Annotated in this window: 19 protein-coding genes and 2 pseudogenes; 7 read left to right on the top strand and 14 right to left on the bottom strand. The window is 71.3% G+C overall.

All coding sequences use genetic code 11. The annotated features are described in order from the left end of the window. Positions 1-129: 129 nt before the first annotated feature. Positions 130-891 (top strand): hypothetical protein, encoded by a 762-nt coding sequence (locus ACFO0C_RS23865; protein WP_378069154.1) that lies wholly within the window; start codon positions 130-132, stop codon positions 889-891. A gap of 1,395 nt (positions 892-2,286) precedes the next feature. On the opposite strand, the pseudogene ACFO0C_RS23860 reads toward ACFO0C_RS23865, so the two are convergent. Next, positions 2,287-2,958, bottom strand: a pseudogene (locus tag ACFO0C_RS23860) (serine/threonine-protein kinase); the annotation flags it as partial. A 346-nt stretch (positions 2,959-3,304) separates the two neighbouring features. Here ACFO0C_RS23860 and ACFO0C_RS23855 point away from each other — a divergent pair. Beyond that, positions 3,305-7,843, top strand: a complete 4,539-nt coding sequence (locus tag ACFO0C_RS23855) for an ATP-dependent helicase (RefSeq protein ID WP_378069137.1) — start codon at positions 3,305-3,307, stop codon at positions 7,841-7,843. Between the two features lie 426 nt (positions 7,844-8,269). Here the strand turns inward: ACFO0C_RS23855 and ACFO0C_RS23850 are convergent, their stop codons facing one another. Continuing rightward, positions 8,270-9,196 carry an LLM class F420-dependent oxidoreductase gene (locus tag ACFO0C_RS23850; protein ID WP_378068873.1) on the bottom strand — a complete coding sequence of 309 codons (927 nt, stop codon included), beginning with the start codon at positions 9,194-9,196 and terminating at the stop codon, positions 8,270-8,272. A gap of 74 nt (positions 9,197-9,270) precedes the next feature. Between ACFO0C_RS23850 and ACFO0C_RS23845 the strand changes: the two genes are divergently transcribed. Next, a complete protein-coding gene (locus tag ACFO0C_RS23845; protein ID WP_378068872.1) occupies positions 9,271-10,059 on the top strand; it encodes an SAM hydrolase/SAM-dependent halogenase family protein in 789 nt (262 codons plus the stop codon). 66 nt (positions 10,060-10,125) lie between these two features. Here the strand turns inward: ACFO0C_RS23845 and ACFO0C_RS23840 are convergent, their stop codons facing one another. Next, a complete protein-coding gene (locus ACFO0C_RS23840; protein WP_378068871.1) occupies positions 10,126-10,863 on the bottom strand; it encodes an N-acetyltransferase in 738 nt (245 codons plus the stop codon). 105 nt (positions 10,864-10,968) lie between these two features. On the opposite strand from ACFO0C_RS23840, the gene ACFO0C_RS23835 reads away from it, so the two are divergent. Then, positions 10,969-11,757 carry a DNA-formamidopyrimidine glycosylase family protein gene (locus ACFO0C_RS23835; RefSeq protein WP_378068870.1) on the top strand — a complete coding sequence of 263 codons (789 nt, stop codon included), beginning with the start codon at positions 10,969-10,971 and terminating at the stop codon, positions 11,755-11,757. Between the two features lie 217 nt (positions 11,758-11,974). Here the strand turns inward: ACFO0C_RS23835 and pspM are convergent. The 6 genes and pseudogenes from pspM to rimO all read right to left on the bottom strand — a co-directional run. Then, positions 11,975-12,715: pseudogene (gene pspM / locus ACFO0C_RS23830) on the bottom strand (phage shock envelope stress response protein PspM); the annotation flags it as partial. A gap of 34 nt (positions 12,716-12,749) precedes the next feature. Next, complete coding sequence (locus ACFO0C_RS23825; protein WP_378068869.1) at positions 12,750-13,610, bottom strand: PspA/IM30 family protein; 861 nt, start codon at positions 13,608-13,610, stop codon at positions 12,750-12,752. A 226-nt stretch (positions 13,611-13,836) separates the two neighbouring features. Then, positions 13,837-14,214, bottom strand: coding sequence for a helix-turn-helix domain-containing protein (locus tag ACFO0C_RS23820; protein ID WP_378068868.1), 378 nt, complete (start codon positions 14,212-14,214; stop codon positions 13,837-13,839). A gap of 158 nt (positions 14,215-14,372) precedes the next feature. After that, positions 14,373-14,864, bottom strand: a complete 492-nt coding sequence (locus ACFO0C_RS23815) for a CinA family protein (RefSeq protein ID WP_378068867.1) — start codon at positions 14,862-14,864, stop codon at positions 14,373-14,375. A 20-nt stretch (positions 14,865-14,884) separates the two neighbouring features. Continuing rightward, a complete protein-coding gene (gene pgsA, locus ACFO0C_RS23810; RefSeq protein WP_378068866.1) occupies positions 14,885-15,469 on the bottom strand; it encodes a CDP-diacylglycerol--glycerol-3-phosphate 3-phosphatidyltransferase in 585 nt (194 codons plus the stop codon). Continuing rightward, complete coding sequence (gene rimO / locus ACFO0C_RS23805; protein ID WP_378068865.1) at positions 15,466-16,923, bottom strand: 30S ribosomal protein S12 methylthiotransferase RimO; 1,458 nt, start codon at positions 16,921-16,923, stop codon at positions 15,466-15,468. Before rimO ends, pgsA begins: the two co-directional genes overlap by 4 nt. A gap of 101 nt (positions 16,924-17,024) precedes the next feature. Between rimO and ACFO0C_RS23800 the strand changes: the two genes are divergently transcribed. Together ACFO0C_RS23800 and ACFO0C_RS23795 are read left to right on the top strand one after the other, a co-directional pair. Continuing rightward, positions 17,025-17,684 carry a helix-turn-helix transcriptional regulator gene (locus tag ACFO0C_RS23800; RefSeq protein ID WP_378068864.1) on the top strand — a complete coding sequence of 220 codons (660 nt, stop codon included), beginning with the start codon at positions 17,025-17,027 and terminating at the stop codon, positions 17,682-17,684. 31 nt (positions 17,685-17,715) lie between these two features. Next, entirely contained in the window at positions 17,716-18,177 is a 462-nt protein-coding gene (locus ACFO0C_RS23795; RefSeq protein ID WP_378068863.1) for a DUF3291 domain-containing protein, read from the top strand. Here ACFO0C_RS23795 and ACFO0C_RS23790 read toward each other — a convergent pair. Continuing rightward, complete coding sequence (locus tag ACFO0C_RS23790) at positions 18,164-20,704, bottom strand: DNA translocase FtsK (RefSeq protein ID WP_378068862.1); 2,541 nt, start codon at positions 20,702-20,704, stop codon at positions 18,164-18,166. The two genes, ACFO0C_RS23795 and ACFO0C_RS23790, sit on opposite strands and share 14 nt — an antisense overlap. An 86-nt stretch (positions 20,705-20,790) precedes the next feature. On the opposite strand from ACFO0C_RS23790, the gene ACFO0C_RS23785 reads away from it, so the two are divergent. Further along, positions 20,791-21,216, top strand: a complete 426-nt coding sequence (locus tag ACFO0C_RS23785) for a YbjN domain-containing protein (protein ID WP_378068861.1) — start codon at positions 20,791-20,793, stop codon at positions 21,214-21,216. A 111-nt stretch (positions 21,217-21,327) separates the two neighbouring features. Here ACFO0C_RS23785 and ACFO0C_RS23780 read toward each other — a convergent pair whose 3' ends face one another. The 4 genes from ACFO0C_RS23780 to ACFO0C_RS23765 form a co-directional block, all read right to left on the bottom strand. Continuing rightward, positions 21,328-22,869 carry a S1 family peptidase gene (locus tag ACFO0C_RS23780; protein WP_378068860.1) on the bottom strand — a complete coding sequence of 514 codons (1,542 nt, stop codon included), beginning with the start codon at positions 22,867-22,869 and terminating at the stop codon, positions 21,328-21,330. A 115-nt stretch (positions 22,870-22,984) separates the two neighbouring features. Further along, positions 22,985-24,673: a ribonuclease J gene (locus ACFO0C_RS23775; protein WP_378068859.1), complete on the bottom strand. Its 1,689-nt coding sequence runs from the start codon at positions 24,671-24,673 to the stop codon at positions 22,985-22,987. Positions 24,674-24,686: 13 nt separating this feature from the next. After that, positions 24,687-25,580 (bottom strand): 4-hydroxy-tetrahydrodipicolinate synthase, encoded by an 894-nt coding sequence (gene dapA / locus ACFO0C_RS23770; RefSeq protein WP_378068858.1) that lies wholly within the window; start codon positions 25,578-25,580, stop codon positions 24,687-24,689. 26 nt (positions 25,581-25,606) lie between these two features. Further along, positions 25,607-26,149, bottom strand: a complete 543-nt coding sequence (locus ACFO0C_RS23765; protein ID WP_378068857.1) for a DUF2752 domain-containing protein — start codon at positions 26,147-26,149, stop codon at positions 25,607-25,609.

Below are 26,149 nucleotides of genomic sequence, written 5' to 3'. Positions count from 1 at the left end.
CGTCGTTCCCGGCCCGGCGGAAGCATCCGAGACGCCCGGGGCTCCCGGCAAATCGGGACCTTTGGCGGCACCTGTCGTGGCCGGGGCGCCAGGGCCGGTCGTGGAGGTAGGTGAGGGATCCGGGGACGCTTGGGTCGACAACGGCGTGGGGAGGAAGACCTGGGGTCGGGCAGTGGTCCGTTCAACGACATAGCTGGCCAGCAGGCTGCCGCTGAGCAGCAGGACGACGAGAGCGGTGACAGCCAGGCGCGCATGGGTGACACGCCTCGCGGCCGTACGCCCCGAATTCCGGTGGGGAATCTCGGTGCCGCCCGCCGTCGTGATCACACCGACCAGGACCACCCCCTGCCCTGGTGGAACAGACCGCCGGGGCGCACGGGACTCATCCTGGCCGACGAATTCGTCCGCCCCGGCCGACTCGTCCCGACCGATGGAACCACTCGGCACGGCCGACTCACCGCGATCCGCGCCACGAAGATCCGCGCCACCACGATCCGCGCCACGAAGATCCGCGTCACCGCGATCCGCGTCACGAAGATCCGCGCCACCGCGATCCCCACCGCCAAGATCCGCGCCGAACTCCCGGTCATTATCGGTCGTCTGGTTGGACTCGGCGCTGCCGTCGGCGGGCGGTGCCGCACCAGCGATGTAACCCCTACCGGTGACAGGTGCCTGGCCGGTCGGGGGCTTGCGGCCGGCGCCGGGATCACGGGCGGCTGCCGATGTTCGGTCCGGCCTCGAATCCCGGTCAGCGGTGGCTGCGCTGGGGACTTGGTTATCCGGACTCGGTTCGGTTCGTGGCGGCGTTTCCCGGCGACTCCCGTCGACCATCCGCCGCGCGATCTCGACGGCCGTCGTTTCGGTCGGAACCCGAGCGGACACGCCGCTTGATCGGGTCGCCGATTCCGGCATGGCTTCCTGCCGTCCGGGTACCGGGTCATGCGCGACTCCGTCCGGCCTCGGCACAGACTCCGACACGGACCCGTCCGGTCCCGGCATAGACTTCCGCGCGAATCCATCCGATTCAGGTACCGACTCTCGTGCGGGCCGGTGCAGTCCAGCGACCGGCTCCCGCGCAGGCCCCTCCGATTCAGGCGTCGGCTCCTGTGTGGGTCGGTTCGAGTCAGGAACCGGCTGCCGCTCGGATCCACCCGGTCCTGGTACGGGTTTCCGGATGGACATATCGCCGGGCCTTGCCGTTGACTCAGGCTTCTCCGCGTCGCCTGCCCCGGCCGCTGATGTCCCACCGGAATCTTCCGGCTCGGCCGATGGTGCCCTCTCGGACGTCGCGCCTGTACCGCCAGTCCTTGAGGTGGGGCGGTTCTTCTCGCCTGCCGGCTTTCGGATGGGGTCTCCGGCAGGATTCACGGCGCCGGCCGCGTTCGCCACAGAGGCTGCGTGGGCAGAAGGATCAGCGCTTCTGTTCGGCTGTTGTGGAACACGTCCCGCCGGTCTCTCGGCATCGGCATGGGTGCCCGGCCCCACCAATCCGTCGACGGCGGCCGGAGGTGCACCCGGCGTCCTCCTCCCCGGCGGCATGCCCGAACCGGACGGGGCCACCTGACTCGGCAGGAGGGGATCATTTTCGGACTTCTTGACATGGTCGTGCGGTAACGCGGAGCCCGAGTCGGACGCTGCCGAAGACGAAGGTGCGGTCCGCCGACCGTCGCGCGGGCCGACCGACGCCGCTGCGGACGAAGGCAACGCCGGAACCGGTGATCCATGCGGCCGCGCGGGAACGGCAGCGGAAGAACCCGCAGGAGAGGCCGCAGAGATCGCCGAGGCGGATGCGGACGAATCAAGGTTCGGCGAAGGCGCCACCGGCGAGGGCACGGAGGGGGCCGAGGTCGAGGACGAGGTTGAGGACGGGGTCGAGGTCGGGGCCGGGGACGGGATCGAGGACGGGGTCGAGGACGAGGACGAGGATGGGGACGGGGACGAGGATGGGGACGGGGACGAGGAACGCGGCGGGGTTCGGGGATACGGGGCCGGGGACGGCGGCATTCGGCTGGTGACAGTGGCTGTTCCTCGATGTGGACCGCCCGGCCTGACCGGGCCGATCACCCCGGTATGCCCTGATCCCGCGGGAGCCGCCGCCTGCCTCGGAACCACCCCCGGCTTCGCGGGCGCGCCGGTCGGACGGGGATGCCGCGCCTCCCCGGCACGAGCCGCACGCCGTCCGGGCAGGAAGGGGATCTCCTGCGGATCACTGGAGACGATCATGCGGAGGCGGCGTTCGATTTCGGACACGGTGAGCCGGGTCGCGGGCTCGTAGCGCAACAACCCGTCGAGAACGGCCGCGAGCGGACCGGCTCGGACAGGCGGGTCAGGAGGTTCGGTGGCGAGGGCGGCGAGGGTCGCCATCGCGGTCTCCCTCGCATACGGCGAATGCCCCTCGACCGCCGCGTACAGCGTGGCACCCAGCGACCACAGATCCGATTCGACAGTGGAGGCGCCGTCGCGGGCGCGTTCCGGAGAGACGTACTGCGGCGAACCGACGATCAGCCCGGGCGCGGTCACCCCTCCGTCATCAACGAACGTCGCAAGACCAAAGTCGGTCAGCACGACACGACCATCGGTGCCGATGAGGACGTTGTGCGGTTTCACGTCGCGGTGCAGGACACCGGCTCGGTGCGCGGCCGCGAGTGCGTCCAGCACGGCCAGGCCGATCCGCGCGGCAGCGGCCGGATCGTAGGGCCCGTCCTCGTTCAATACCTGGTAGAGCGAGCGGGACGGGACATACTCCATGACGATCCAGGACTGCCCCTCAGCGTGCACCACGTCATAGATCCGAACCACGTGGGGATGGCTGAGACGCGCGGCGCTGCGGGCCTCCCGGAGGGTCCGCTCGCGGAGCCGATGCTGTTCAGCATCGGACATCCACTCCGGCGGAACGATCTCCTTGACGGCCACGTCACGGTGCAGCATCTCGTCGCGGGCCAGCCAGACCCGGCCCATCCCACCCGCGCCGACCGGTTCCTGAAGACGGTACCGGCCAGCGACGAGCATCTGCCTGACCGCCATCGGCACCCACCCATCACGTCGGGTATCAGGATAATCAGCCACAGACCGGCCAAGGAACGACGATCACCCGGTTACTGCTCAGAACACCAAGATCAGAAAAACCATGACCAACGGGGTGTACGGCCGAACGAGCTCCCTGATCGCGAAAGAGGCGGGAGCGCGTACCACTGGAAAAGCGAAAGGTGATCGAACCTGCCGAACCGGGAAATCTCTCTCCGGAGGCGCGCCGGCGCCCCGGTTTCTGTCACACCCCCGAGGCAGGATGTGAGACGTGCGAGACGTGCTGGAGCAGTTCGGGCCGGCCACCAGGGAGTGGTTCACGGCCGCCTTCGCCGCGCCCACCGCCGCTCAGGCCGGGGCGTGGCGGGCGGTCGGCGCGGGGCGCAACGCGCTGGTGGTCGCGCCGACCGGGTCCGGCAAGACGCTGGCGGCCTTCCTCTGGTCGCTGGACCGGCTGGCCCGCGAGGCGGTTCCCGAGCAGGTCCGCCGGCGGTGCCGGGTGCTCTACATCAGCCCGCTCAAGGCGCTCGCGGTCGACGTGGAGCGCAATCTTCGGGCGCCCCTGACCGGGATCCGGCAGGCGTCCGGGCGGCTCGGCCTGCCACCACCCGAGATCACCGTCGGCATGCGCACCGGTGACACCCCGGCCGAGGAGCGGCGTGGTTTCGCGCGGACCCCGCCGGACATTCTGATCACCACGCCGGAGTCGTTGTTCCTGCTGCTCACGTCGGCCGCGAGGGAGTCGCTGCGCGGCGTCCAGACAGTGATCATCGACGAGGTGCACGCAGTCGCGGCGACGAAGCGTGGCGCCCACCTGGCACTCTCCCTCGAGCGGCTCGACGCGCTGCTGGAGCGCCCGGCTCAGCGGATCGGGCTGTCCGCGACCGTCCGGCCGATCGACGAGACGGCGCGGTTCCTCGGTGGCGCTCAGGATGTCGAGATCGTGCAGCCACGCAGCGCCAAGACGATCGAGGTGACGGTCGAGGTCCCGGTGGAGGACATGACACGGCTCGACGAGGCTCCCGATTCCGATCAGGACGATCCGGGGGCCGGCCGGCACACGCCGTCGATCTGGCCGGCCGTCGAGGAGCGGGTTCTCGATCTGATCCAGGCGCACCGGTCGACGATCGTGTTCACCAATTCGCGGCGCGGGTCCGAGCGGCTCTGTGCCCGTCTCAACGAGCTGGCCGCCGAGCGCGCCGATCCGGAGTCCGCGCAGGTCACGGCCGGTTCACGGATGCCGGCGGAGATCATGGCACAGGCCGGTGCCACCCGTGGCGCGCCACCGGTGGTGGCCCGCGCCCACCACGGCAGCGTCTCCCGTGAGGAGCGCAAGCAGATCGAGGAGGCGCTCAAGTCCGGGCATCTCCCGGCGGTGGTGGCGACGTCGAGCCTGGAGCTGGGCATCGACATGGGTGCCGTCGATCTGGTGGTGCAGATCGAGGCGCCGCCGTCGGTCGCGGCCGGTCTCCAGCGCATCGGCCGGGCCGGTCACCAGGTGGGCGCGGTGTCGCGTGGCGTGGTCTTCCCGAAGCATCGCGGTGACCTGTTGTCCTGCGCCGTCGTGGCGGAGCGGATGGGTGACGGCGCGATCGAGGAGCTGCGCTGCCCCCGCAACCCGCTGGACGTGTTGGCCCAGCAGATCGTCGCGATGACCGCGCTCGACGAGTGGCAGGTCGACGATCTCGCGGCGCTGGTCCGGCGGGCTGCTCCGTTCGCCGAGCTGCCGTCGTCGGCGCTGCACGCGGTGCTCGACATGCTGTCCGGCCGCTATCCGTCGACCGCGTTCGCCGAGCTGCGGCCACGCCTGGTCTGGGACCGGGCGACCGACCTGCTCACCGGCCGTCCCGGCGCGCAGCGACTCGCCGTGACCAGCGGCGGCACGATCCCCGACCGAGGGATGTTCGGTGTCTTCCTGGCCGGGTCGGAGCGGGCCTCGCGGGTGGGCGAGCTCGACGAGGAGATGGTCTACGAGTCCCGGGTGGGTGACGTCTTCCTGCTCGGGTCGACGTCCTGGCGGATCGAGGACATCACGCCCGACCGGGTGCTGGTGTCCCCCGCCCCGGGAGCCCCGGCCCGGATGCCGTTCTGGAAGGGGGATTCCCCCGGCCGCCCGATCGAGCTGGGCCGGGCGATCGGTGCCCGGCTCCGTGCTCTGGTCAAGGCCGGCGACGAGGCGGCGACCAGCACACTGCGGGAGTCGGGGCTGGACGAGTGGGCCGCTGGCAACCTCGTGGCCTACCTGCGGGAGCAGCGGGAGTCGACCCGCCATCTGCCCGACGACCGGACGGTCGTGGTCGAGCGGTTCCGCGACGAGCTGGGTGATTGGCGGATGACCGTGCACTGCGTGCTCGGCGCCCGGGTGAACGCGCCGTGGGCGCTGGCGATCGCCCGCCGGCTCTCCGAGCGTTACGGGGTCGACGGCCAGGTCATGCCCTCCGACGACGGGATCGTGGTGCGACTGCCCGACACGGCGGATGAGCCACCCGGGGCCGATCTGATCGCCTTCGACCCGGAGGAGATCGCCCAGCTGGTCGAGGAGTCGGTCGGCACGTCGGCGCTGTTCGCGTCCCGGTTCCGGGAGTGTGCCGCCCGGTCGCTGCTGCTCCCCCGCCGCGACCCGCGCCGCCGTCAGCCGCTCTGGCAGCAGCGGCAACGCTCGGCGCAGCTGCTCGACGTGGCCCGCGAGTTCGCCGACTTCCCGGTGACTCTGGAGGCGGCCCGCGAGTGTCTGCAGGACGTCTTCGACGTGCCCGGCCTGACCGGGCTGATGCGGGAGATCGCCGGCCGTAAGGTCCGGCTGGTCGAGACGGAGACCGCGCGGCCGTCGCCGTTCGCCCGGTCGCTGCTGTTCGGCTATGTGGGTGCTTTCCTCTACGAGGGGGACGCGCCGCTGGCCGAGCGCAGGGCCGCCGCGCTGGCCCTCGACTCCACTCTGCTCGGTGAGCTGCTCGGCCGGGTCGACCTGCGTGAGCTGCTCGACCCGGAGGTGATGGCCGAGACCGAGGCGCAGCTGCAGTGGCTCACCGCCCAGCGCACACCCCGTGACGCCGAGGACGCGGCCGAGCTGCTCCGGCTCCTCGGCGACCTGTCGGCCGGTGAGCTGGCCGTGCGGGGGGTCCCCGAGGAGTGGGTGGACGGTCTGGCCGCGGCCCGCCGGGCGGTACGGGTGCGGGTGGCCGGTGAGGACCGGTGGATCGGCATCGACGACGCCGGGCGCTATCGGGACGCGCTCGGAGTGGCGCTGCCGGTCGGTATTCCGGAGGCCTATCTGGAGCCGGTCGCCGACCCGCTCGGTGACCTGGTGGCTCGGTACGCCCGCACGCACGGGCCGTTCGCGGCGGCGACCTGTGCGGCCCGGTTCGGGCTCGGGGTCTTCGTGGTCGAGCAGGCTCTGAAACGGCTCAGCGCGACCGGCCGGGTCACCTCCGGCGAGTTCTCCCCCGGTGGCGCCGGCAGCGAGTGGTGCGACGCCGAGGTGTTGCGGATGCTGCGGCGGCGCTCCCTGGCCGCCCTGCGCCGGGAGATCGAGCCGGTCCCACCGCGGGTGCTGGCCACCTTCCTGCCCCGCTGGCAGCAGGTCGGCGGGAACACCCGCGGGGTGGACGCGCTGGCCGCCGCGATCGAGCAGGTCCAGGGCGTGGCGGTGCCGGCGTCGGCGTGGGAGCGGCTGGTGCTGCCGGCCCGGGTGGCCGACTACGCGGCGCCGCAGCTCGACGAGTTGTGCGCCTCGGGTGAGGTCCTGTGGGCCGGGTCCGGGTCGATCTCCGGCGGGGACGGCTGGGTGACGCTGGCCTACGCGGAGAGCGCGCCACTGCTGCTGCCACCGCCCGACGACGGGTTCGCCTCCGGTCCGCTGCACCAGGCCGTCCTCGACGCGCTCGACGGCGGGCAGGCGCTGTTCTTCCGCTCACTCTCCGACCGGGTCGGCTCCACCGACGACACCGACCTGGCCGCGGCCGTGTGGGATCTCGTGTGGGCCGGGCATCTGACGAACGACACGTTCGCCCCGCTGCGGGCCCTACTCGGCGGCAGTGGCGCGCACCGGGCGAAAGCGGCGCCGGCCCGCTCACGGTACCGGCGACCGGGACGACCCCATCTGCCGGCGCGGGGCGGGCCGCCGAACATGGCGGGCCGCTGGTCACGGCTTCCCGATCGCGATCTCGACCCGACCCGGCGGGCGCCCGCCGTCGCCGACGTGCTGCTCGAGCGGCACGGCGTGGTGACCCGGGGAGCAGCCGTGGCCGAGGGGGTGACCGGCGGGTTCGCGGCGGTCTATCCGGTGCTGGCCGCGCTGGAGGAGCGTGGGGCGGCCCGGCGGGGCTACTTCGTCGAGGGGCTCGGGGCGGCGCAGTTCGCGGTTCCGGGCGCGGTCGACCGGCTGCGGGCGCTGAACGAGCCGGACGAGGAGCGACGTGGCGGCCCACCGGCGGTGGTGCTGGCCGCGACCGACCCGGCCAATCCTTACGGGGCGGCGCTGCCATGGCCGGACCGTGTCGTGGACAGCGGCGACGGGGAGCCGACCGCCAAGGCCGGTCACCGGGCCGGGCGGAAAGCGGGTGCCCTGGTGGTGCTGGCCGGCGGCGACCTGGTGCTCTACGTCGAGCGTGGGGGGCGGACGCTGCTGTCCTTCACCGACGACGCGGAGTTGCTCACCCACGGGGCACACGGCCTCGCCGGGGCGGTGCGGTCCGGAGCGCTGGGCGCCATGTCGGTCGAGCGGGCCGACGGCGAGTCGGTGCACGCGTCGCCGTTGCGGGACGCGCTGACGGCGGCCGGATTCCGCACGACACCACGGGGCCTCCGCCTCCGCGCCTGATCCACGGCTGCGATGACGGCCAATCTCGGATAGGCGGCTGGCGCCCCCGCGGGTTAGCCGGCCCAGGCAAGGTGACCCGCGCGGGATAACCGGCCATGGCGGGGTGGCCGGCCATGGCGGGGCTTCAGCGTGGGGTGGCGGGGGCCGGCGCAGGGCGGCGAGGGCCCGGCGCGAGTTGGTGGAGCCCGGCGCAAGGCGACGAGGCCCGGCGCAGGGTGGCGGGGCCCGGCGCAGGGTGGCCGGGCCCGGCGCAGGGTGGCCGGGCCCGGCGCAGGGTGGCGGGCCCGGCGGGCCGCCTCCTCGCAGGTCCTCGGCCTGCCCCGGGAGTTCGAGGTGACGGGGCCCGGCGGGTGACGGGGCCCGGCGGGTGACGGACGGCCGCGGCGGGGTGGCGGCCGGTGTTGGTGGGCCGGCCGCCGTTCCGGGTCAGAGTTTCGGGGCCACCTCGGCGGCCACCAGGTCGATGTGGTCCAGGTCGGACAGGTCGAGGACCTGGAGGAACAGGCGGGAAGCGCCGGCCTCCGCGTACCGCTTGATGGTTTCGGCGGCCTCGGCGGGCGTTCCGACGATGCCGCCGTTGGCCCGCATCTCGTCGGCTTCGCGGCCGATCGCGGCGGCCCGGCGGTTGACCTCCGCGTCGTCCCGGCCCACGCAGAGGACGGCGGCGGCGGAGTAGGCGAGCGGTTCGGTACGGCCCAGAGCCTCGGCCGCGGCGCTGACCCGGGCGTACTGGGCCGGGATGTCCTCGATCTTGGAGAACGGGACGTTGAACTCGGTGGCGTAGCGGGCCGCCAGGTACGGGGTGCGCTTCTTGCCGTGGCCGCCGACGATGACCGGGACCGGGGCCTGGACCGGCTTGGGCAGCGCGGGCGAGTCGGTGACCTGGTAGTGCTTGCCGGCGAAGTCGTACCGGGAACCGGCCGGGGTGGACCACAGGCCGGTGATGATCTCCAGCTGTTCTTCGAGACGGTCGAAGCGCTCGCCGACCGGCGGGAACGGGATGCCGTACGCCGTGTGCTCGCTCTCGAACCAGCCGCCGCCGAGGCCGAACTCGACGCGGCCGCCACTCATCGCGTCGACCTGGGCGACCGCGATCGCCAGCGGGCCGGGCAGACGGAACGTGGCCGAGCTGACGAGTGTGCCGAGCCGGATGCGGGACGTCTGCACGGCCAGGGCGGCGAGCGTGATCCAGGCGTCGGTCGGGCCGGGCAGACCGGCCCCGTCGCCCATCCTGAGGTAGTGGTCGGAACGGAAGAACCCGTCGTATCCGCCGTCCTCGGCGGCCTTGGCGACCCGCAGGAGATCGTCGTGGCTGGCGCCCTGCTGGGGTTCGGTGAAGATCACGAGACGCATGGCCACAACAGTGCCACGACGGTCCGGCGCGCCAGCCGCCCATCGATCATCGACAGGCAGTAACGTTGGCCACCATGGCCGGTTATGGATGGATCAGCTTCACGACTGATTACGGCACATTTGACGGCTTCGTCGCCGCGTGCCATGGCTCGATCGCTCGGATCGCACCCGAGGTGAGAGTGATTGACGTCACTCATCATGTGCCGCCGGCCGACGTCGCGCGCGGTGCGGCCGTCCTGGCACAGACCGCACCGCACCTGCCGGCCTCGGTGCATCTCGCGGTCGTCGATCCCGGGGTCGGCACGGCCCGCCGTGGCGTCGTGCTGACCACACCCGGCGGACTCCTCGTCGGGCCCGACAACGGTGTGCTGATCTGGGCCGCCGAGGCTCTCGGTGGCGTCACGGCCGCCTACGAGCTGGACAACAAGGACTGGACGCTCGGCGGCGTGTCCCGCACCTTCCATGGTCGGGACGTGTTCGCCCCGGCCGCGGCCCGGTTGGCGCTCGGCGCGGCGCCGGAAGAGGCCGGACCGGCGGTTGACCCGGCCGGGCTGACCCGTCTCCCGGACCCGGTAGCGACGATCGGCGACGGCTGGATCGAGGCCGAGGTGCTGACCGTCGACCGGTTCGGCAACGTGCAGCTCGCGGCGGACGGGGCGGCGCTGTCCGGTCTCGGCTCCGAGCTGCTGGTCAACGGTGGGGTCCGGGCCCGGCGGGGCACCACGTTCGCTGACGTGAACGTGGGTGAGCTGCTCGTCTTCGCCGACTCCGCGGATCGGGTCGCGATCGCGGTCAACAACGGGCGGGCCGTCGTCCTGCTCTCGGTCGTCCCCGGCGACATGGTCCGGATCACCGCCCGCTGACACCGGGCGCGGAAGCACCCCGGCAGCGACCCGGCCGGGGAGACGCCCCGGCCGGGAGCGGGACGTTCACATGCGGTGGTGGACCCAGACGTTGGGTTCGACGTAGACGGCGTGGTCCTGGGCCGTGTCGCAGTGGATCGGGGACAGGGCACCGGGCACCTCGACCGGCCCGGTCCGGTCGAACGGCAGGCCGGTCCACGAGCGCCACTCCGCGAGGGTTCCGGCGTACGTCATGCTGTAGTGCGCGACGTTGACGATCGTGGCCCCGGCACGGACGTGTACGCGCAGCCACGGGTCGACCGGCAGTCCGTCGGGGCGGATCGCGTGGGCGTACTCATCGATGGGTCCTTGAATGTCCTTGGGTTTGCCGCTGGGCCGGACCGGCGCGACGAGATCGGTGAATCCGTGCCGGGCCGCGTTGTCGCGCATGGCCGTGAGCATGATTCCGGAGAGGCCGGAGCCGCGCAGATCGGACCGGATGTTGATTTCCAGAGCGGAGACCATCGTCGGTTCGATGTTGTTGAGATGGTCGTGCATGGCGGTGCGGATGGCCCAGTCCCAGCCGCCCTCGGGCAGGCCGTCCGCCAGGTCACCGTCGAAGGACAACGGCACGGAATGCGCCTTGGCCACCGCCCGCCCCGTCGCCCGATCGACTGCCAGCAGGGAGAACTCCGGCCAGAAACGGTCGGCATAGCGATAGAAGAAGCCACTGGTCGGATCCTTGCTCATGAATTCCGGCCAGCCTCCGTCGAGTTCCCGGTAGAGCTCGGTCCGATCCCCGATGGGGGCGATATCCAGATCCATGCGGGCAGAATCTCAGCCGTCCGGCGCCGGGGCACCCGGATTTCCCCGGGCCGAGAAGGGGACCGGAAAGCGACTGAAGCCGCCCGCACGGGGAAGAATGGCAGCATGCCGGAAGGCGACACCGTCTGGAACACCGCGCGCGTGCTGGAGAAGGCCCTGACCGGCGAGACCCTGACCGGTTCGGACTTCCGCGTTCCCCGGCTGGCCACCACCGACCTGACCGGCTGGACGGTGGCCGAATCGGCGAGCCGTGGCAAGCATCTGCTGCTGCGCCTGACCCGGGAGGGCAGGCCGCCGCACACCCTCCACTCGCATCTGCGGATGGACGGCGCCTGGCGGGCCTACCGGCCGGGGGAACGCTGGACCGGCCGCCCCGCCCATCTGATCCGGGTGGTGCTGCGGACCGCCCGTTCGGTCGCCGTCGGGTACCACCTGCACGAGATCGCCCTGCTCCCGACGGCCGGGGAGGAGACACTCGTCGGCCATCTCGGACCGGATCTGCTGGGCGCCGACTGGGATCCGGCCGAGGCGGTCCGGCGGATCTCCGCGGCACCGTCGGCCTCGATCGCCGAGGCGCTGCTGGACCAGCGCAATCTGGCCGGTGTGGGCAACCTCTACAAGGCGGAGACGCTGTTTCTGCGCGGCCTGTGGCCCTGGACCCCGGTCGAGCGCGTGACGGACCTCACCGGCACCGTCGAGATGGCCCAGAAACTGGTGGCCAACAACCGCGGCCGCTGGACGCAGACCACGACCGGGTCGCTTCGCAAGGGCGAGACCAGCTATGTGTACGGCCGTCGCGCCCAGCCGTGCCGCCGGTGCGGCACGGCGATCCGCAAGGCCGAACAGGACGACCGGGTCACCTACTGGTGCCCGCGCTGCCAGCCCGAACCCTGACGGCCGTTCAGCCCGACGCTGTCGACCGCGAGCCGGGTGGGGTCCGCAATCTGGTGGTACGCGCCTCGGACAACTCCCCGAACTCCGCGGAGGAGGGGCCGGACTCCGCCAGCGGCCCGGAGGACGAAGGCCCAGAAGACGAAGGCCCAGAAGTGGACGGCCCGGAGGAGGACGGCCCGGAGGAGGACGGCGTGGAAGAGGAGGGCGGGACGCGGAACTCAGTGGTCCGCAACTCGGCCAGCCCCTCAGCGATCCCCCGGAGCCGATCAGCCGCGTCGACCAGGCTGAAGTAGCCCGGATGCCGGCTCTCGGCCACCGGATGCCCATCCTCCGCGACATAGGTCGCCGCGGCCGCCACCAGTTGCTCGTAAGCCTCGACACCCTCGGTGAACTGCTCGGCCAGCCCGGCGTGCGACTCGATCAGCGCCTCCCGCTGGCCGGGCTGTGCCAGCGGGACGGCCCGCTCCACGCTCGCCACCCGCTGCCCCAGATCGCGCAACCACTGCTCGGCGGTGGCCGCCTCCAGCATCGCCGTCTCGCCGGCCCCGGTGAGTCGGCCGGCCAGCCCGGTCATGGCCTGGGAGGCGCGGTCCAGACGGTCCCACGCGTCGGCGATCGCCGAACCGCGCAGCGCATAACGCCCGCGCTGCCGCCGGACCTCCCGCAGCACCGTCTGACCGGCGGGGAACCGCTGGAGGGCCTTGCTGAGCTTGTCCTCGGGGAGGGAGGGCGGTGGCGCGGGGGTGGCGGCGAGCTCACGATGATCCTTCCACCGCCACATGGCGAGGACCGCCGATGCTCCGGCCGCGGCCGCCCAGGCCGCGTCGCCGGCACCGATCCCCGCGTAGGGGGTGAGGACGGCCGCCGCCGCGGTCAGGCCACCGCCCAGCACGCTCCACCGCCGCGCCGATCCCCGCAGCCGCTTGAGTCGCCGGAAGTACCTGGCCCGCTCGTCCACCCTCGCTCCCCTTCCGCCTATCTGTCCGGGCCGGTCAGCCGGCCGCGGTGGTGTCGCCGCGCTTCTGATTCATGCTGGCGCGGATCTCGTCGAGACGGGCCACGCTCGCCGCGTCGGCGGCCGGTGTGGCGGGCTGCTCGACGGCCGGCTGCGCGGCGGCGCCGCCCAGCTTCTCCCCCGCCATGCTGGAGCGGATCTGCTCGAGACGGGAGGCACCGGCCAGGTCCAGGCTGGATTTCTGCACCTCGAGCATGCGGCCCTCGACCGAGTTGGAGGCCAGCTCGGCCCGGCCCATGGCATTCGCATACCGCTGCTCGATCTTGTCGCGCACCTGGTCCAGCGACGGGGTGTTGCCCGGCGCGGCGAGCTGCGACATCGACTCGAGCGACTTGGCCACGGTCTCCTGCATCTTGGCCTGCTCGAGCTGGCTGAGCAGACGGGACCGCTCGGCGATGCGCTGCTGCAGGAGCATCGCGTTGTTCTCGACCGCCTTGCGGGCCTGGCCGGCGGCGCCGAGAGCCTGGTCGTGGAGGGTCTTCAGGTCCTCCATCGACTGCTCGCCGGCGACCAGCTGGGTGGCCAGGGTCTGCGCGGTCTGCTCGTATTTCTGAGCCTCGGACTCGTCACCGGCGGCGCGGGCCCGGTCGGCGAGCACCAGGGCCTGGCGTGCCATGCCCTGAAGCTTCTCGACCTCGGACATCTGCCGGGACAGCTTCATCTCGAGCTGCCGCTGGTTGCCGATGACGGCAGCGGCCTGCTGCACGAGCGCCTGGTGCTGGCGCTGGGCGTCCTCGATGGCCTGCTGGATCTGGACCTTCGGGTCGGCGTATTCGTCGATCTTCGCGCCGAAGAGCGCCATCACGTAATGCCAGCCCTTGACGAACGGATTCGCCATCTCGTGGTGTCCCCTCAAATGTCGCTCCGTCGGACGCGCCACCGCGGTTTCTAGCGATGACGCGAAACCCATCGTGACAGCCGGACGCCACCGGCGTCACGGGTGCTCCGGGGGATCTCAGGGTCTCCCCTGGCATCGAGGCTACGCTCCCCTGAGCTCCCTCGGCGAGGCACGAAGCAGGCCGGACCGCTCCCTGGGGAGCGGCCCGGCACAGACGTATTCATGATCAGGCGGCGTAGACGATGTCCCGCTTCGGTTTGCGGGTCGCGTGCAACGTCGCCTTGAGCGGGGAGTCACGGCGCACCGAGACGGAGACATCCCCGTCGGCGCTCGCCTTCTCCTCGATCGGGACCAGCACACCCTCCATGTTCTCCGCGAGGGACAGCGTGCTGCTGACCTCACTGAGCAACTCGGAGAGCCGGGCGCCGAGAGCGTCACAGATGGCGGCGAGAAGCTCGCTGGACGCCTCTTTCTGCCCACGCTCGATCTCGGACAGATATCCCAGGCTGACGTTTGCGGCGGTCGACACCTCGCGCAGCGTGCGGTGCTGCCCCTGCCGGCGCGCACGAAGTGCGTCGCCGATAACGCGGCGTAGCAGGACCATGGCACCTCCTCCTGCGAGCTCGCCGCCGGCTGACGCCGGAGGCTTCCCGCAACCGTACCTGGCGTTAGCCGCGCCGACATCCCGCCCCGCCGAATTCCCGGGCCGGCCGGCCCGTGACAGAACCGGACAAGCGGCGCACGGTGGCGAGTATTGCCAGCTCAGAGCCGTGCGGGCAGCGCTCGGAGAGAGTCGGTCAACAATTGAAGGACGGCCGTCACACTTTCGGTACGGATGGCCGCGCGGTTTCCGGCCAGTTTCAGCTCGCGCACCGTGGACCCGGCGCGGTCGGCGACGGCGACATAGACGAGGCCGACCGGCTTGCCGTCCTGCGGCTCCGGACCCGCGACACCGGTGGTGGCCAGGCCCCAGTCCGCGCCGCAACGCTCCCGGGCGCCCTCGGCCAGGGCGGCGGCCACGTCACCGTCGACCGGGCCGCGCTGCTCCAGCAACCCCTCCGGTACGCCCGCGAGGCGCGCCTTGAGCTCCGTCGCATACACCACGAGCCCACCCCGGAAGACCGAACTCACCCCGGGGATCTCGACGAGGGTCGCGGCCACCAGGCCACCGGTGAGCGACTCGGCGGTCGCCACCGTCTCCCGCCGCTCGACGAGGGCGTGCACCGCCGCAGCCGCGGCCACGGACATCTCCATCGGACCCTCCCCGCCGGTGGCTAGCTCCGGGCGCTCCGGCGCAGCCTCAGAGCCTGGAAGACGTAGTCGGCGCCGGTGACCACGGTGACCACCAGGGCGGCCGCCATCAGGACGACACCGACCAGATGGAACGGTTCCGGCACGGGCCACAGATACCACGCGATGGCGACGGTCTGCAGCCCGGTCTTGAGCTTGCCACCCCGGGAGGCGGGGATGATGCCATACCGGATGACCCAGAAACGGAGGGCGGTCACCCCCCACTCGCGGACCAGGATGATCACGGTCACCCACCACGACAACGGGCCGTAGAGGGAGAGCAGGACCAGGGCGGTGCCGGTGAGCGCCTTGTCGGCGATCGGGTCGGCGACCTTGCCGAACGAGGTGACCAGGTGCCACTTGCGGGCGATCCAGCCGTCCGCGAAATCGGTCGCCGAGGCGATGCAGAACGCCAGGCAGGCGGCGATCCGCCAATCCGGATCGTTCATCTCGGAGACGACGACCAGGACGAGGAAGACCGGCACGAGCACGATCCGGACCACGGTGAGCGCGTTGGCCGCGTTGTAGAGCGACACCACGCGCGGCGCGGGCACCGGCTCGTTGGTCACCGGGTCACCGGGGCTGCCGAGATCATCTCCACCGGCACCGCGATCAGGTCGACGCCCTCGGTGCCGGTGACACGGGCACGGACCAGGTCACCGGGGCGCAGCATCGACAGGTCGACCTCGCCGCCCCCGGCGACCAGGGTGGTGGAGCCGTCCACCTCCGGGGCCTGGTGCTCGGCGCGGCCCTCGATCTCGCCGTCGCCGATCGAGTCGACGAGGACCTCGACGGTGTTGCCGATCCGGTCCTCGGCGCGCTGGGCACACAGCTCCTCGGCGAGCGCGACGACCTTCTCGTACCGCCGCTTGATCGTCGCGTCGCTCAGCTTGCCGGACAGACCGGCGGCCTCGGTCCCGTCCTCGTCGCTGTAGTCGAAGACGCCGATGGCGTCGAGGCGCGCCTCGGTGAGGAAACGGATCAGCTCGTCGACGTCCTGCTTGGTCTCGCCGGGGAAACCGACGATGAAGTTGCTCCGGGCGCCGGCCCAGGGCGCCAGCTTGCGGGCCGACTCGAGCAGCTCCAGGAAGCGGTCGGTCGAGCCGAACCGGCGCATCCGGCGCAGCACCGGCTCGCTGGAATGCTGGAAGGAGAGGTCGAAGTAGGCGGCGACGCCGGGCGTGGTGGCGATCGCCTCGACCAGGCCGGGACGGGTCTCGGCGGGCTGAAGGTAGCTGGCCCGGACCCGGACGATGCCGTCCACCGCGGCCAGCTGCGGCAGCAGCTTCTCCAGCAGGCGCGGGTCGCCCAGGTCCTTGCCGTAGGACGTGCTGTTCTCGCTGACCAGGACCAGCTCGCGGACGCCGGACTTGGCCAGCCACTCCGCCTCGGCGAGCAGCTCCTGCGGGTCGCGGGAGACGAACGCGCCGCGGAAGGCCGGGATCGCGCAGAACGCGCAGCGCCGGTCACAGCCGCTGGCCAGCTTCAGCGAGGCGACCGGGCCGGTGTCGAGCCGGCGGCGCAGCACCTTGCGCAGGTGGGCGGGGGTGTGCTCGTCGACGGTGGCGTGACCGGGCACGACCACCTTGGCCGCGTGCCGCTCGACCGGGGTGATCGGGAGCAGCTCGCGCCGGTCTCGCGGGACGTGCGACACATGGCTCTCGCCGCGCAGCACGCTCTCCAGACGGTCGGTGATGTCGGTGTAGTCGTCGAAGCCGAGCACCGCGTTGGCCTCGGGGAGCTGATCGGCGAGCTCCTTGCCATACCGCTCGGCCATGCAGCCGGCGGCGACCACCTTGGCCCCGGTGTCGGCCGCGGCGAGCAGGGTGTCGATCGAGTCCTGCTTCGCCTTCTCGACGAAGCCACAGGTGTTGACGACGACCACGTCGGCGCCCTCGGCGTCGGTGCCGACCTCCCAGCCGTCGGCGTCGAGACGGGCGGCCAGCTCTTCCGAGTCGACCTCGTTACGGGCGCAGCCCAGAGTCAGGAGGGCGACACGGCGGGTGGGAGGAGTTCCAGACACCCGCCAAGGTTACCGGGCGTCCGCGGCGGGCCCTTCCTCCGCTCGGCTGGTCCCGAGGTCACGCCTCTAGCGCCAAAGGTCGTTGGCAATACGATGACGGGGTGACTTCACCCGATCACCTGGACGATCTCGACGCCGTGACCGCGCTCACCGACCGGGTCCGGCGTGCGGCGTACCGGGCGGTGGCCGACGCGGCGCCGGATCCGGCCGGACGGGACGAGGTGGCCGAGGCGCTCGGCGTGGGCCGCACCCTCGCCGCGTTCCATCTGGACAAACTGGTGGACGCCGGGTTGCTCGAGGTGTCGTACTCCCGCAGATCGGGCCGGAGCGGGCCGGGCGCCGGACGTCCCGCCAAGCTGTACCGGCTGTCCGCGGCGGAGCACGCGGTGAGCGTGCCGCCGCGCGCCTACCGCAGCGCCGCCGAGCTGCTGGCCGAGGCCCTGGAGCGCTCCGGCGCGGAGGAGACGCTGTACCGGGTGGCCGAGGAACACGGCCGCAAGGCCGGGCCGGAGCCGGACGTCACGGCGCTGCTCACCGGCAACGGCTACGAGCCGGTCACCCGCGAGGACGGGCGGATCGAGCTGCGGAACTGCCCCTATCACCGGGTGGCCGAGCAGTTTCCCCCGCTGATCTGCGGCATGAACCTGGCGATGCTCAACGGGCTGCTGGAAGGTGCCGGCCTGGCCGGGGACTGGTGCGCGCGGATGGATCCGGCGCCGGGTCGCTGCTGCGTCACCGTCTCTAAAAACAAAACCGATTGACTTTAGTTGTACGGCCTGGTGGAGTGACCGCATGACGGACTTCCACCTGGCCCAGATGAACGTCGCCAAGCTCCGTGCCCCGGAGGGGGATCCCCTGGTCGCCGAGTTCACCGCCGGCGTCGACCTGATGAACGAACTGGCCGACCGCTCCCCCGGTTTCGTCTGGCGGCTCAAGGAGGAGGACGTCGACCTGGCGGCGCTCGGGATCGAGCCGGCCCCGCCGGAGATGATCGCCACGATGTCGGTCTGGGAGTCCCTGGAGGCGCTCCGGGGCTACGTCTACCACTCCACCCACCTCGACTACCTGCGCCGCCGCCGGGAGTGGTTCGTCCCGGGCGAGTCCGCGATGGTCCTGTGGTGGGTCGAGGCCGGCCGCATCCCGACGCTCCGGGACGGCCTCCAGCGGCTGGCCCTGCTCGGCGCCGAGGGCCCCGGACCGCGTGCGTTCACGTTCCGGCAGCCCTTCCCCGCGCCGGTGCTCAGTCGACCTTGAGGTCGGCCAGCGCCTCTTCCAGCTCGTCCGGCTTGACCAGCACGTCCCGGGCCTTCGAGCCCTCCGAGGGGCCGACGATGCCGCGGGTCTCCATCAGGTCCATCAGGCGACCCGCCTTGGCGAAACCGACCCGCAGCTTGCGCTGGAGCATCGAGGTCGACCCGAACTGACTGGACACCACCAGCTCGATGGCCTGGATCAGCAGTGCCAGGTCGTCGCCGATCTCTTCGTCGATCTCCTTCTTCTTGCTCTGCGGGACCTCGGTGACGTCCTCGCGGAACTCCGGCTCACGCTGGTCCTTGCAGAACTTGACGACCGCCGCGATCTCCGTCTCGTCGACCCAGGCACCCTGGATACGGGTCGGCTTGGAGGCACCCATCGGCAGGAAGAGACCGTCGCCCCGGCCGAGCAGCTTCTCGGCGCCCGGCTGGTCCAGGATGACCCGGGAATCGGCCAGCGAGGACGTGGCGAAGGCGAGCCGGGACGGCACGTTCGCCTTGATCAGACCGGTGACCACGTCCACCGAGGGCCGCTGGGTGGCGAGCACCAGGTGGATACCGGCGGCCCGGGCCAGCTGGGTGATCCGGACGACCGAGTCCTCTACGTCGCGCGGGGCGACCATCATGAGGTCGGCCAGCTCGTCGATGATCACCAGCAGGTACGGGTACGGCTTCATCACCCGCTCGCTGCCGGGCGGCGCCGTGATCTCGCCGTTGCGGACCTTGCGGTTGAAGTCGTCGATGTGGCGTACCCCGTTGGCGGCGAGGTCGTCGTAACGCATGTCCATCTCGCGGACGACCCACTCCAGGGCGTCGGCGGCCTTCTTCGGGTTCGTGATGATCGGCGTGACGAGGTGCGGGATCCCCTCGTACGCCGTCATCTCCACCCGCTTGGGGTCGACCAGGAGCAGCCGCACCTCGTCCGGTGTGGACCTGGTGAGCAGCGACACCAGCAGCGAGTTGAGGCATGAGCTCTTGCCCGCGCCGGTGGCGCCGGCGATGAGGATGTGCGGCATCTTGGCCAGGTTCGCCACGACGAACCCGCCCTCGATGTCCTTGCCGAGGGCCACCACCATCGGATGGTGGTCCGAGGCGGCCGCCCGCGAGCGCAGCACGTCCCCCAGCGACACGTTCTCCGGGTCGGTGTTGGGGATCTCCACACCGACCGCGCTCTTGCCCGGGATCGGGCTCAGGATCCGCACGTCCGGCGACTTCACCGCATAGGCGATGTTGCGCGACAGCTGGGTGATCCGCTCCACCTTGGTGCCGGGGCCGATCTCCACCTCGTACCGGGTGACCGTCGGCCCACGGGTGAAGCCGGTCACCACCGCGTCCACGTTGAACTGCTCGAACACACCGGTGAGCGCGGCCATGATCTCGTCGTTGGCGCGACTGCGGGCCTTCGGCGGCGCACCGGTGGCGAGGATGCTCGCCGGCGGCAGCCGGTAGTCGCCCTTGACCGCCGAGATCTCCAGCTGCTCGGCCCGGGTGGGCGGCATCGGCGAGTGCTCGGGCGGGGCCTTCTTGCGGGTCTTCGGCAGCTTCGGCAGGGCCACCGTGTCGTGCAGGATGATCTCCTCGTCGAAGTCGTCCGGCGGCTCCTCGTCGACGAACGGCGCGACCTGGGCCTGCGAGCCCTGCCGGCGCCGGGCCGGGCGCCGCGGCTTCGCCGGCTCCTCCAGGATCTCGTCCAGGTCCACGTCGAGGTCCGCGTCCGGCTCCGGGACCGGGCGCTCGACGTGCCGGCCGGAACGGCCGGAGACCAGATCGAGCAGCAGCGCGACCCGCTCCGGGATCTTGGCGATCGGAGTCGCGGTGATCACCAGGAGGCCGAAGGCGAAGAGCAACAGCAGCAGCGGTACGGCCACCCAGTCGGTCACCGCACGCTCGAGCAGGCCACCGACCCCGAAGCCGAGCAGACCACCGGCCTGGTCGACGGTCGGATTGTCGGAACGCGGGCCGGAGATGTGCAGCAGCGCCGCGGTGGCCACGATGATCGCGGTCCAGCCGACCATGGTGCGCCCGCGATGCTCGGGGTCGACCGGCTGGCGCATCAACCGGATCGAGCCGTAGAAGAGCAGCAACGGCAGCAGCACCGCGAGGCTGCCGAGGAACAGGCGCACCATGTCGGCCACCCAGAGGCCGACCGGGCCGGCGCTGCCCGCCCAGACCGCGACCGCGATCAGGATGGCGACACCGAGCAGGAACAGACCGGCGCCGTCCCGGCGGTGCTCGGGGCCGATCGCCCGGGCGCTGGCCGCCTGCCGGCCGGCGCCACGGGCCAGCCAGCCGACGCCGCCGGCCACACCGAGCCAGAGGCTGCCGAGGCCGCGGGCGATGCCGGGCCCGACCGCGGGAGGCGGCGCCTTACGAACCGCGGGACGCCGGGCGGCCGGTTTGCGCGCGGCCGCCTTGCCGGTAGCCTTGCCCGTCGCTTTACGTGCCGGTTGCTGGGCACGGTTGACCGCCGCGCCCCGAGTCGTGGACGCGGCACGGCTCCGGCCCGCCGGAGGAGTTCGGCCCGCCATGGATGTCACCGTAGCCGGGCGGGGCCGCTCTGCCGAGAAGGCGCACCGCGACTGCTTTTCACTTTCCCGGCATTTACCATCGTAAGGTGCAACCTCTCAGCAACGACTTGATCAAGGCCGCGCTGGACGGGCGCGGCTTCTCGTACTTCGTCGATGCCGACGGCGACATCGCGGGCAACTTCCAGGGCAACCTCATCTACTTCTTCCGCCTCGGTGAGCGGCGGGAGATCCTCCAGGTGCGCGCCATGATGCAGCACGTCTTCTCGGTCGAGGAGGTGCCGCGGCTCTACGAGTTCTGCAACACGTGGAACCGGGACCAGCTGTGGCCCAAGGCCTACGTACAGGTCACCGACGAGGGCCAGGCCATCGTGGTGGGCGAGGTCACCACCGACTGGGAGCACGGCGCCACCCTCCAGCAACTCGACCAGGTGATCCTGTGCGGCGTGGCGACCGGCTGCCGGCTCGGCGAGGCCCTGGGCGAACTGAAATCGGGGCCCCCACGCTCAGCGTGAGGACCCCGATCATGATCGCCGGGCCGGGAGTCCCAGCCGGGCGCAGGACTCCGGCCCGGCGGTGGGACAGGCCCGGGCGGCTTCCACGCCCGGACCGTCCCCGGTCAGTTGCTACTGGACGTTGAAGCCCAGGCTGTACGCGCCGGTGCCGGACGTGGCCACGACGACGTACCGGTAGGTGCCGGAACGGCCGGTGAAGGTCAGCGTCTTGTCACCGGTGCCGGTGGACTGCGCCACCGTACGGAACTGGCCGCGGTTGTTGGCCTTCTGCAGCACCAGGTCGAAGTCGGCGCCGTCCGGGGCGTCCAGGCAGGCGGTGTGCGTGCCGGCCCGGGCCCGGTAGGCCCCGCCGTTCGGCTGCGCCTGGTTCTGGCCGGCCCGGGTGATGGTGCCGTCGCGCTGCACCGGGAGGGCGTCACACTCGGAGGCCTCCTCGCCCTCCTCCGCCGGCGGCGGCGTGGTCGCCTCGGCGCCACCTTCGCCCTCGGAGGTGACCAGGGTCAGGTTCTGCGCCGCCAGGATCTCGTTCAGCGGCTGGAAGAACGTCTCGCCGCCGACCGTGCAGTCGCCGGAACCGCCCGAGGTCACACCCTGCGCCTGGTCACCGGAGAGCCACGGGCCACCGGAGTCGCCACCCTCGGCGCAGACGTCGGTACGGGTCAGCCCCGTGACGGTGCCCTCCGGGTACTGGACGGTCTGGTTCTTGGCCAGAACCGTGCCGCAGAAGGTGCCGGTCGTGGACCCGGAACGGCAGATCGCCGCACCGACCGGGGCCTCGGTGTTACCGGCCACCGGCAGCTCGTTGCCGTTGAAGTCGTTGACCACCGGGCGCGGGGTCCAGTCGTCGTTGACGGCGACGAAGCCCATGTCGGCGTTGCCCGGGAAGACCGAGAACTCGACAGTGCCCTGCGCCTCGTTGTTGAAGCCGGTGGTCGCCGTGCCCTCTTCGCCGCAGTGACCGGCAGTGACGAAACCGGTCGTCACCGAGAAACCGATCGAGCAGCGGGCCTGCCCACCACCGATGTTGATGAAGTACGGGTCCGCGCCACGCACGTCGAACAGCGGCTTCGGCTGCGCGTCGCTGATCTTCACGGTCAGCGCCTCGGTGGAGACACCGGCCCGCCGGGCGGCCGCGAGAGCCTCCGACTTCTCACCGGGCTGGGCGACCAGGACCACCTTGTTGGTGGGCACGTCGACATACCAGCCGGTCAGGCCCTCGACATCGGCCGCGGCCGCGTCGAGCTTCGTCTTCAGCGCGTCCAGCTCGGACTCGCTCCGCTTGACCAGCACCGGTACGGCACCGGCGGCCTTCACCGCCGACGCCGCGTCGGAGTCGGTCACCGCGACCTTGAGCGTGGTGCCGTCGGACGCGAGCCAGGCACCACCGAAGTCCTCGCCGGTCTGCGCGGCCAGCGTCGCCGAGACGCCGCCCGCCCATTCCGAGCGGGCCAGCCGGGTCGCCGCCTGTTCACTGTTGAGACCGAGGTCACGTTTCATCGCCGAGAGCAGCTCCGGGGACAATCCCCCCGGAGCGCTCGCGGCCTTCGACCCGCCGGGCTCTTCGGTGCCGGCCAGCGAGGGCAGGGTGAAGGCGACCGCCGCCGCACCCGCCACCGCAACAACCGCCCCTACGGCGATCGCACTGCGCTGCATCTGGAGAACTCCCTCCGCCACGGGTGCCGTGGGGGCGGCACCGGTGCCAGGGAGTACGCAGCCCGGCCGAAGATGGTTGAAACGGACGCTGACTCTTATGGATTACACAGGAATCTCAGACTTCGACGACCGTCGGCACGATCATCGGCCGACGTCGATAAGCGTCGTTCACCCAACGGCCCACCGTACGCCGCACCACCTGTTGTAGCTGGTGGGTGTCGGTGATGCCGTCCTCGGCCGAACGGTGCAGAGCCGCGGTCAGCAACGGGACGACCGGATTGAACGCCTCCGGGTCCTCCGAGAAGCCCTTCGCCGAGATGACCGGCTCACCGACCACCTTTCCGGTCACCGAGTCGATCACCACCGTGGCGGCGATGAACCCACCGTCACCGAGGATGCGGCGCTCGGTGAGCAGCGACTCGCTGACGTCACCGACGGCGAGACCGTCCACGTAGACATAGCGGCTCTTGACCCGGCCGACCACGCGGGCGTGCCCCTCGACCAGGTCGACGACGTCACCGTCCTCACAGAGGACCACACGGTCCGGCGCGACACCCGTCTCGATACCGAGCTGGGCGTGCGCCCGCAGGTGCCGCCACTCGCCGTGCACCGGCATCAGGTTGCTCGGCCGCGTCACGTTGAGCAGGTAACGCAGCTCGCCCGCCGGAGCGTGACCGGAGACGTGCACCTTCGCCGTCTCCTTGTGGACGACCGTGGCACCGGCCCGGGACAACTGGTTGATCACCCGGTAGACCGAGGTCTCGTTACCCGGCACCAGCGAACTCGCCAGCACGACCGTGTCGCCGGAGGCGATCGTGATGTGCCGGTGATCACCCGTGGACATCCGCCCGAGCGCGCTCATCGGCTCGCCCTGCGAACCCGTCGACATGAAGACGATCTCGTCCGGCGGCAGGTGGGTGGCCTCGTCCAGACCGACCAGCAGGCCCTCCGGAATACGCAGCAGGCCCAGGTCACGGGCGATCCCCATGTTGCGGACCATGGACCGGCCGATCAGCGCGACCTTGCGCTCGTGCTCCCAGGCCGCGTCCATCACCTGCTGCACCCGGTGTACGTGCGAGGCGAAGCTGGCCACGATGATCCGGCCCCGAGCCTTGCCGAAGATCGAGCTGAGCACCGGGCCGATGTCGCGCTCAGGCGTCACGAACCCGGGGACCTCGGCGTTCGTCGAGTCGGACAGCAGCAGGTCGACACCCTCCGCGCCGAGCCGGGCGAACCCGGCCAGGTCGGTGATCCGGCCGTCCAGCGGCACCTGGTCCATCTTGAAGTCGCCGGTGTGCAGGACCAGACCCGCGGGGGTACGCACGGCGACCGCCAGAGCGTCCGGGATCGAGTGGTTCACCGCGAAGAACTCGCACTCGAACGGGCCGAGCCGCTCCACACCGCCCTCGCGGACGGTCAACGTGTACGGGTCGAGCCGCCGCTCGGCCAGTTTCGCCTCGACCAGCGCCAGCGTGAACTCCGAGCCGACCAGCGGGATGTCCGGCTTGTGGGCCAGCAGGTAGGGCACCGCGCCGATGTGGTCCTCGTGACCGTGGGTCAGCACGATCGCCTGCACGTCCTCCAACCGATCCAGGATCGGCGCGAAGTCGGGCAGGATCAGGTCGACACCGGGTTGCTCGACGTCGGGGAAGAGCACCCCGCAGTCGACGACGAGAAGTTTCCCGTCGTACTCGAAGACCGTCATGTTGCGGCCGATGGCGCCGAGACCGCCGAGCGGGATGACGCGCAGGGCGCCCTCCGGCAGCGGCGGCGGTGGACCCAGCTCGGTGTGAGCGTTAGTCATTCGCCTCTTCCTGTCAGAGCACGATGCCGGCCGCGGCGGCGTCCTGGCGCAGTTGATCCAATTCCTCGCCGGTCGCGTCGACCAGCGGCGAGCGGACCGGCCCCGCGGGCAGCCCGAGCGCCCCCAGGCCGGCCTTGACCAGCATGACCCCCTGTGTCCGGAAGATGCCGGTGAACAGGGGGAGAGCGGTGCGGTGCAGGGTGAGCGCGGCGGCCGCGTCGCCCCGCTCCCACGCCTCGATCATCTCCTTGGCGATCCCGCCGGTGAAGTGCGTCGACGTGCCCACCAGGCCGACCCCGCCGATCGCGAGCAACGGCAGGGTGGCCGCGTCGTCGCCGGAGTAGTAGGCCAGATCGGTGCGGGCCAGCACGTGCGAGCTGGCGACCAGGTCGCCCTTGGCGTCCTTGACCGCGACGATCCGCTCGTGGTCGGCGAGGCGCACCATCGTCTCGGTGGTGATCGCCGTGCCGGCCCGGTGCGGGATGTCGTAGACCATGATCGGCAGGCCGGTGGCGTCGGCGACGGTGCGGAAGTGGCGCTCGACGCCCGCCTGTGGCGGCTTGCTGTAATACGGCGTCACGACCAGCAGGCCGTGTGCCCCGGCCTTCTCCGCGGCGTGTGCCAGCTCGATGGTGTGGGCGGTGTTGTTGGTGCCCACGCCCGCCAGAACCTTCGCCCTGTCCCCGACGGTCTCGATCACGACGCGGAGCAACTGCTCCTTCTCCGCGTCGGAGGTGGTGGGGGACTCTCCGGTGGTGCCGCTGATCACGAGAGCGTCGTTGCGCTGCTCGTCGACGAGGTGGGCGGCGAGACGGGCCGCGCCCTCCAGGTCCAGGGAACCGTCCGGGGTGAACGGGGTCACCATGGCGGTCAGCAGCCGTCCGAAGGGCCGCGGGTCGTGCGTCATACCTGACAACCTATCGGACGCTCCGGTCACACGTAGAAAGCGGTGAACGGCGCCCATGGGAGGTTACGCAGGATGCTCCAGACGCCCCAGACCGCCATGAATGTGATCATGACGGCCGGACTGATCGTGAGCTCCGGCAGCTTCCACCGGAACACCCGGCGGCCGGCCCACGCCACATACATATAGATCAGGAACGGCACCGCGAAAACGAACAGCAGGTGGTGGCGGGCCGCCGCGGGCACGTCGCCGTGCAGCAGGAACCACGCCGCGCGGGTGCCGCCGCAACCCGGGCAGACAAAGCCGGTCAGGTATTTGAGCAGGCACGACGGCGCCTCGCCGGCCTCCGAGGTGGCCGGGTCGGTGATCAGTGTGTAGCCCACTGCGGCGCCTGTGCAGGCCAGGACGGCGAACGGCGCCAGCCACATCGGTGACCGGGCCGCGACCCGGTTGACGAACCGGGTGAGGCGGTCGGGCTCGGGCGCGGGGTAGTAGTGGAACCACTCGGGCGGCACCGGTGGGCCCTGGATCGGCTGGTCGGCGAGCCAGGCGGGCAGCTCGGCAACGCTCAT

The sequence above is a fragment of the Actinoplanes subglobosus genome (assembly GCF_042650585.1).
In the GTDB taxonomy this organism is placed as follows: Bacteria; Actinomycetota; Actinomycetes; order Mycobacteriales; family Micromonosporaceae; genus Actinoplanes; species Actinoplanes subglobosus.
This window is presented reverse-complemented; position numbering and strand designations above follow the sequence as displayed.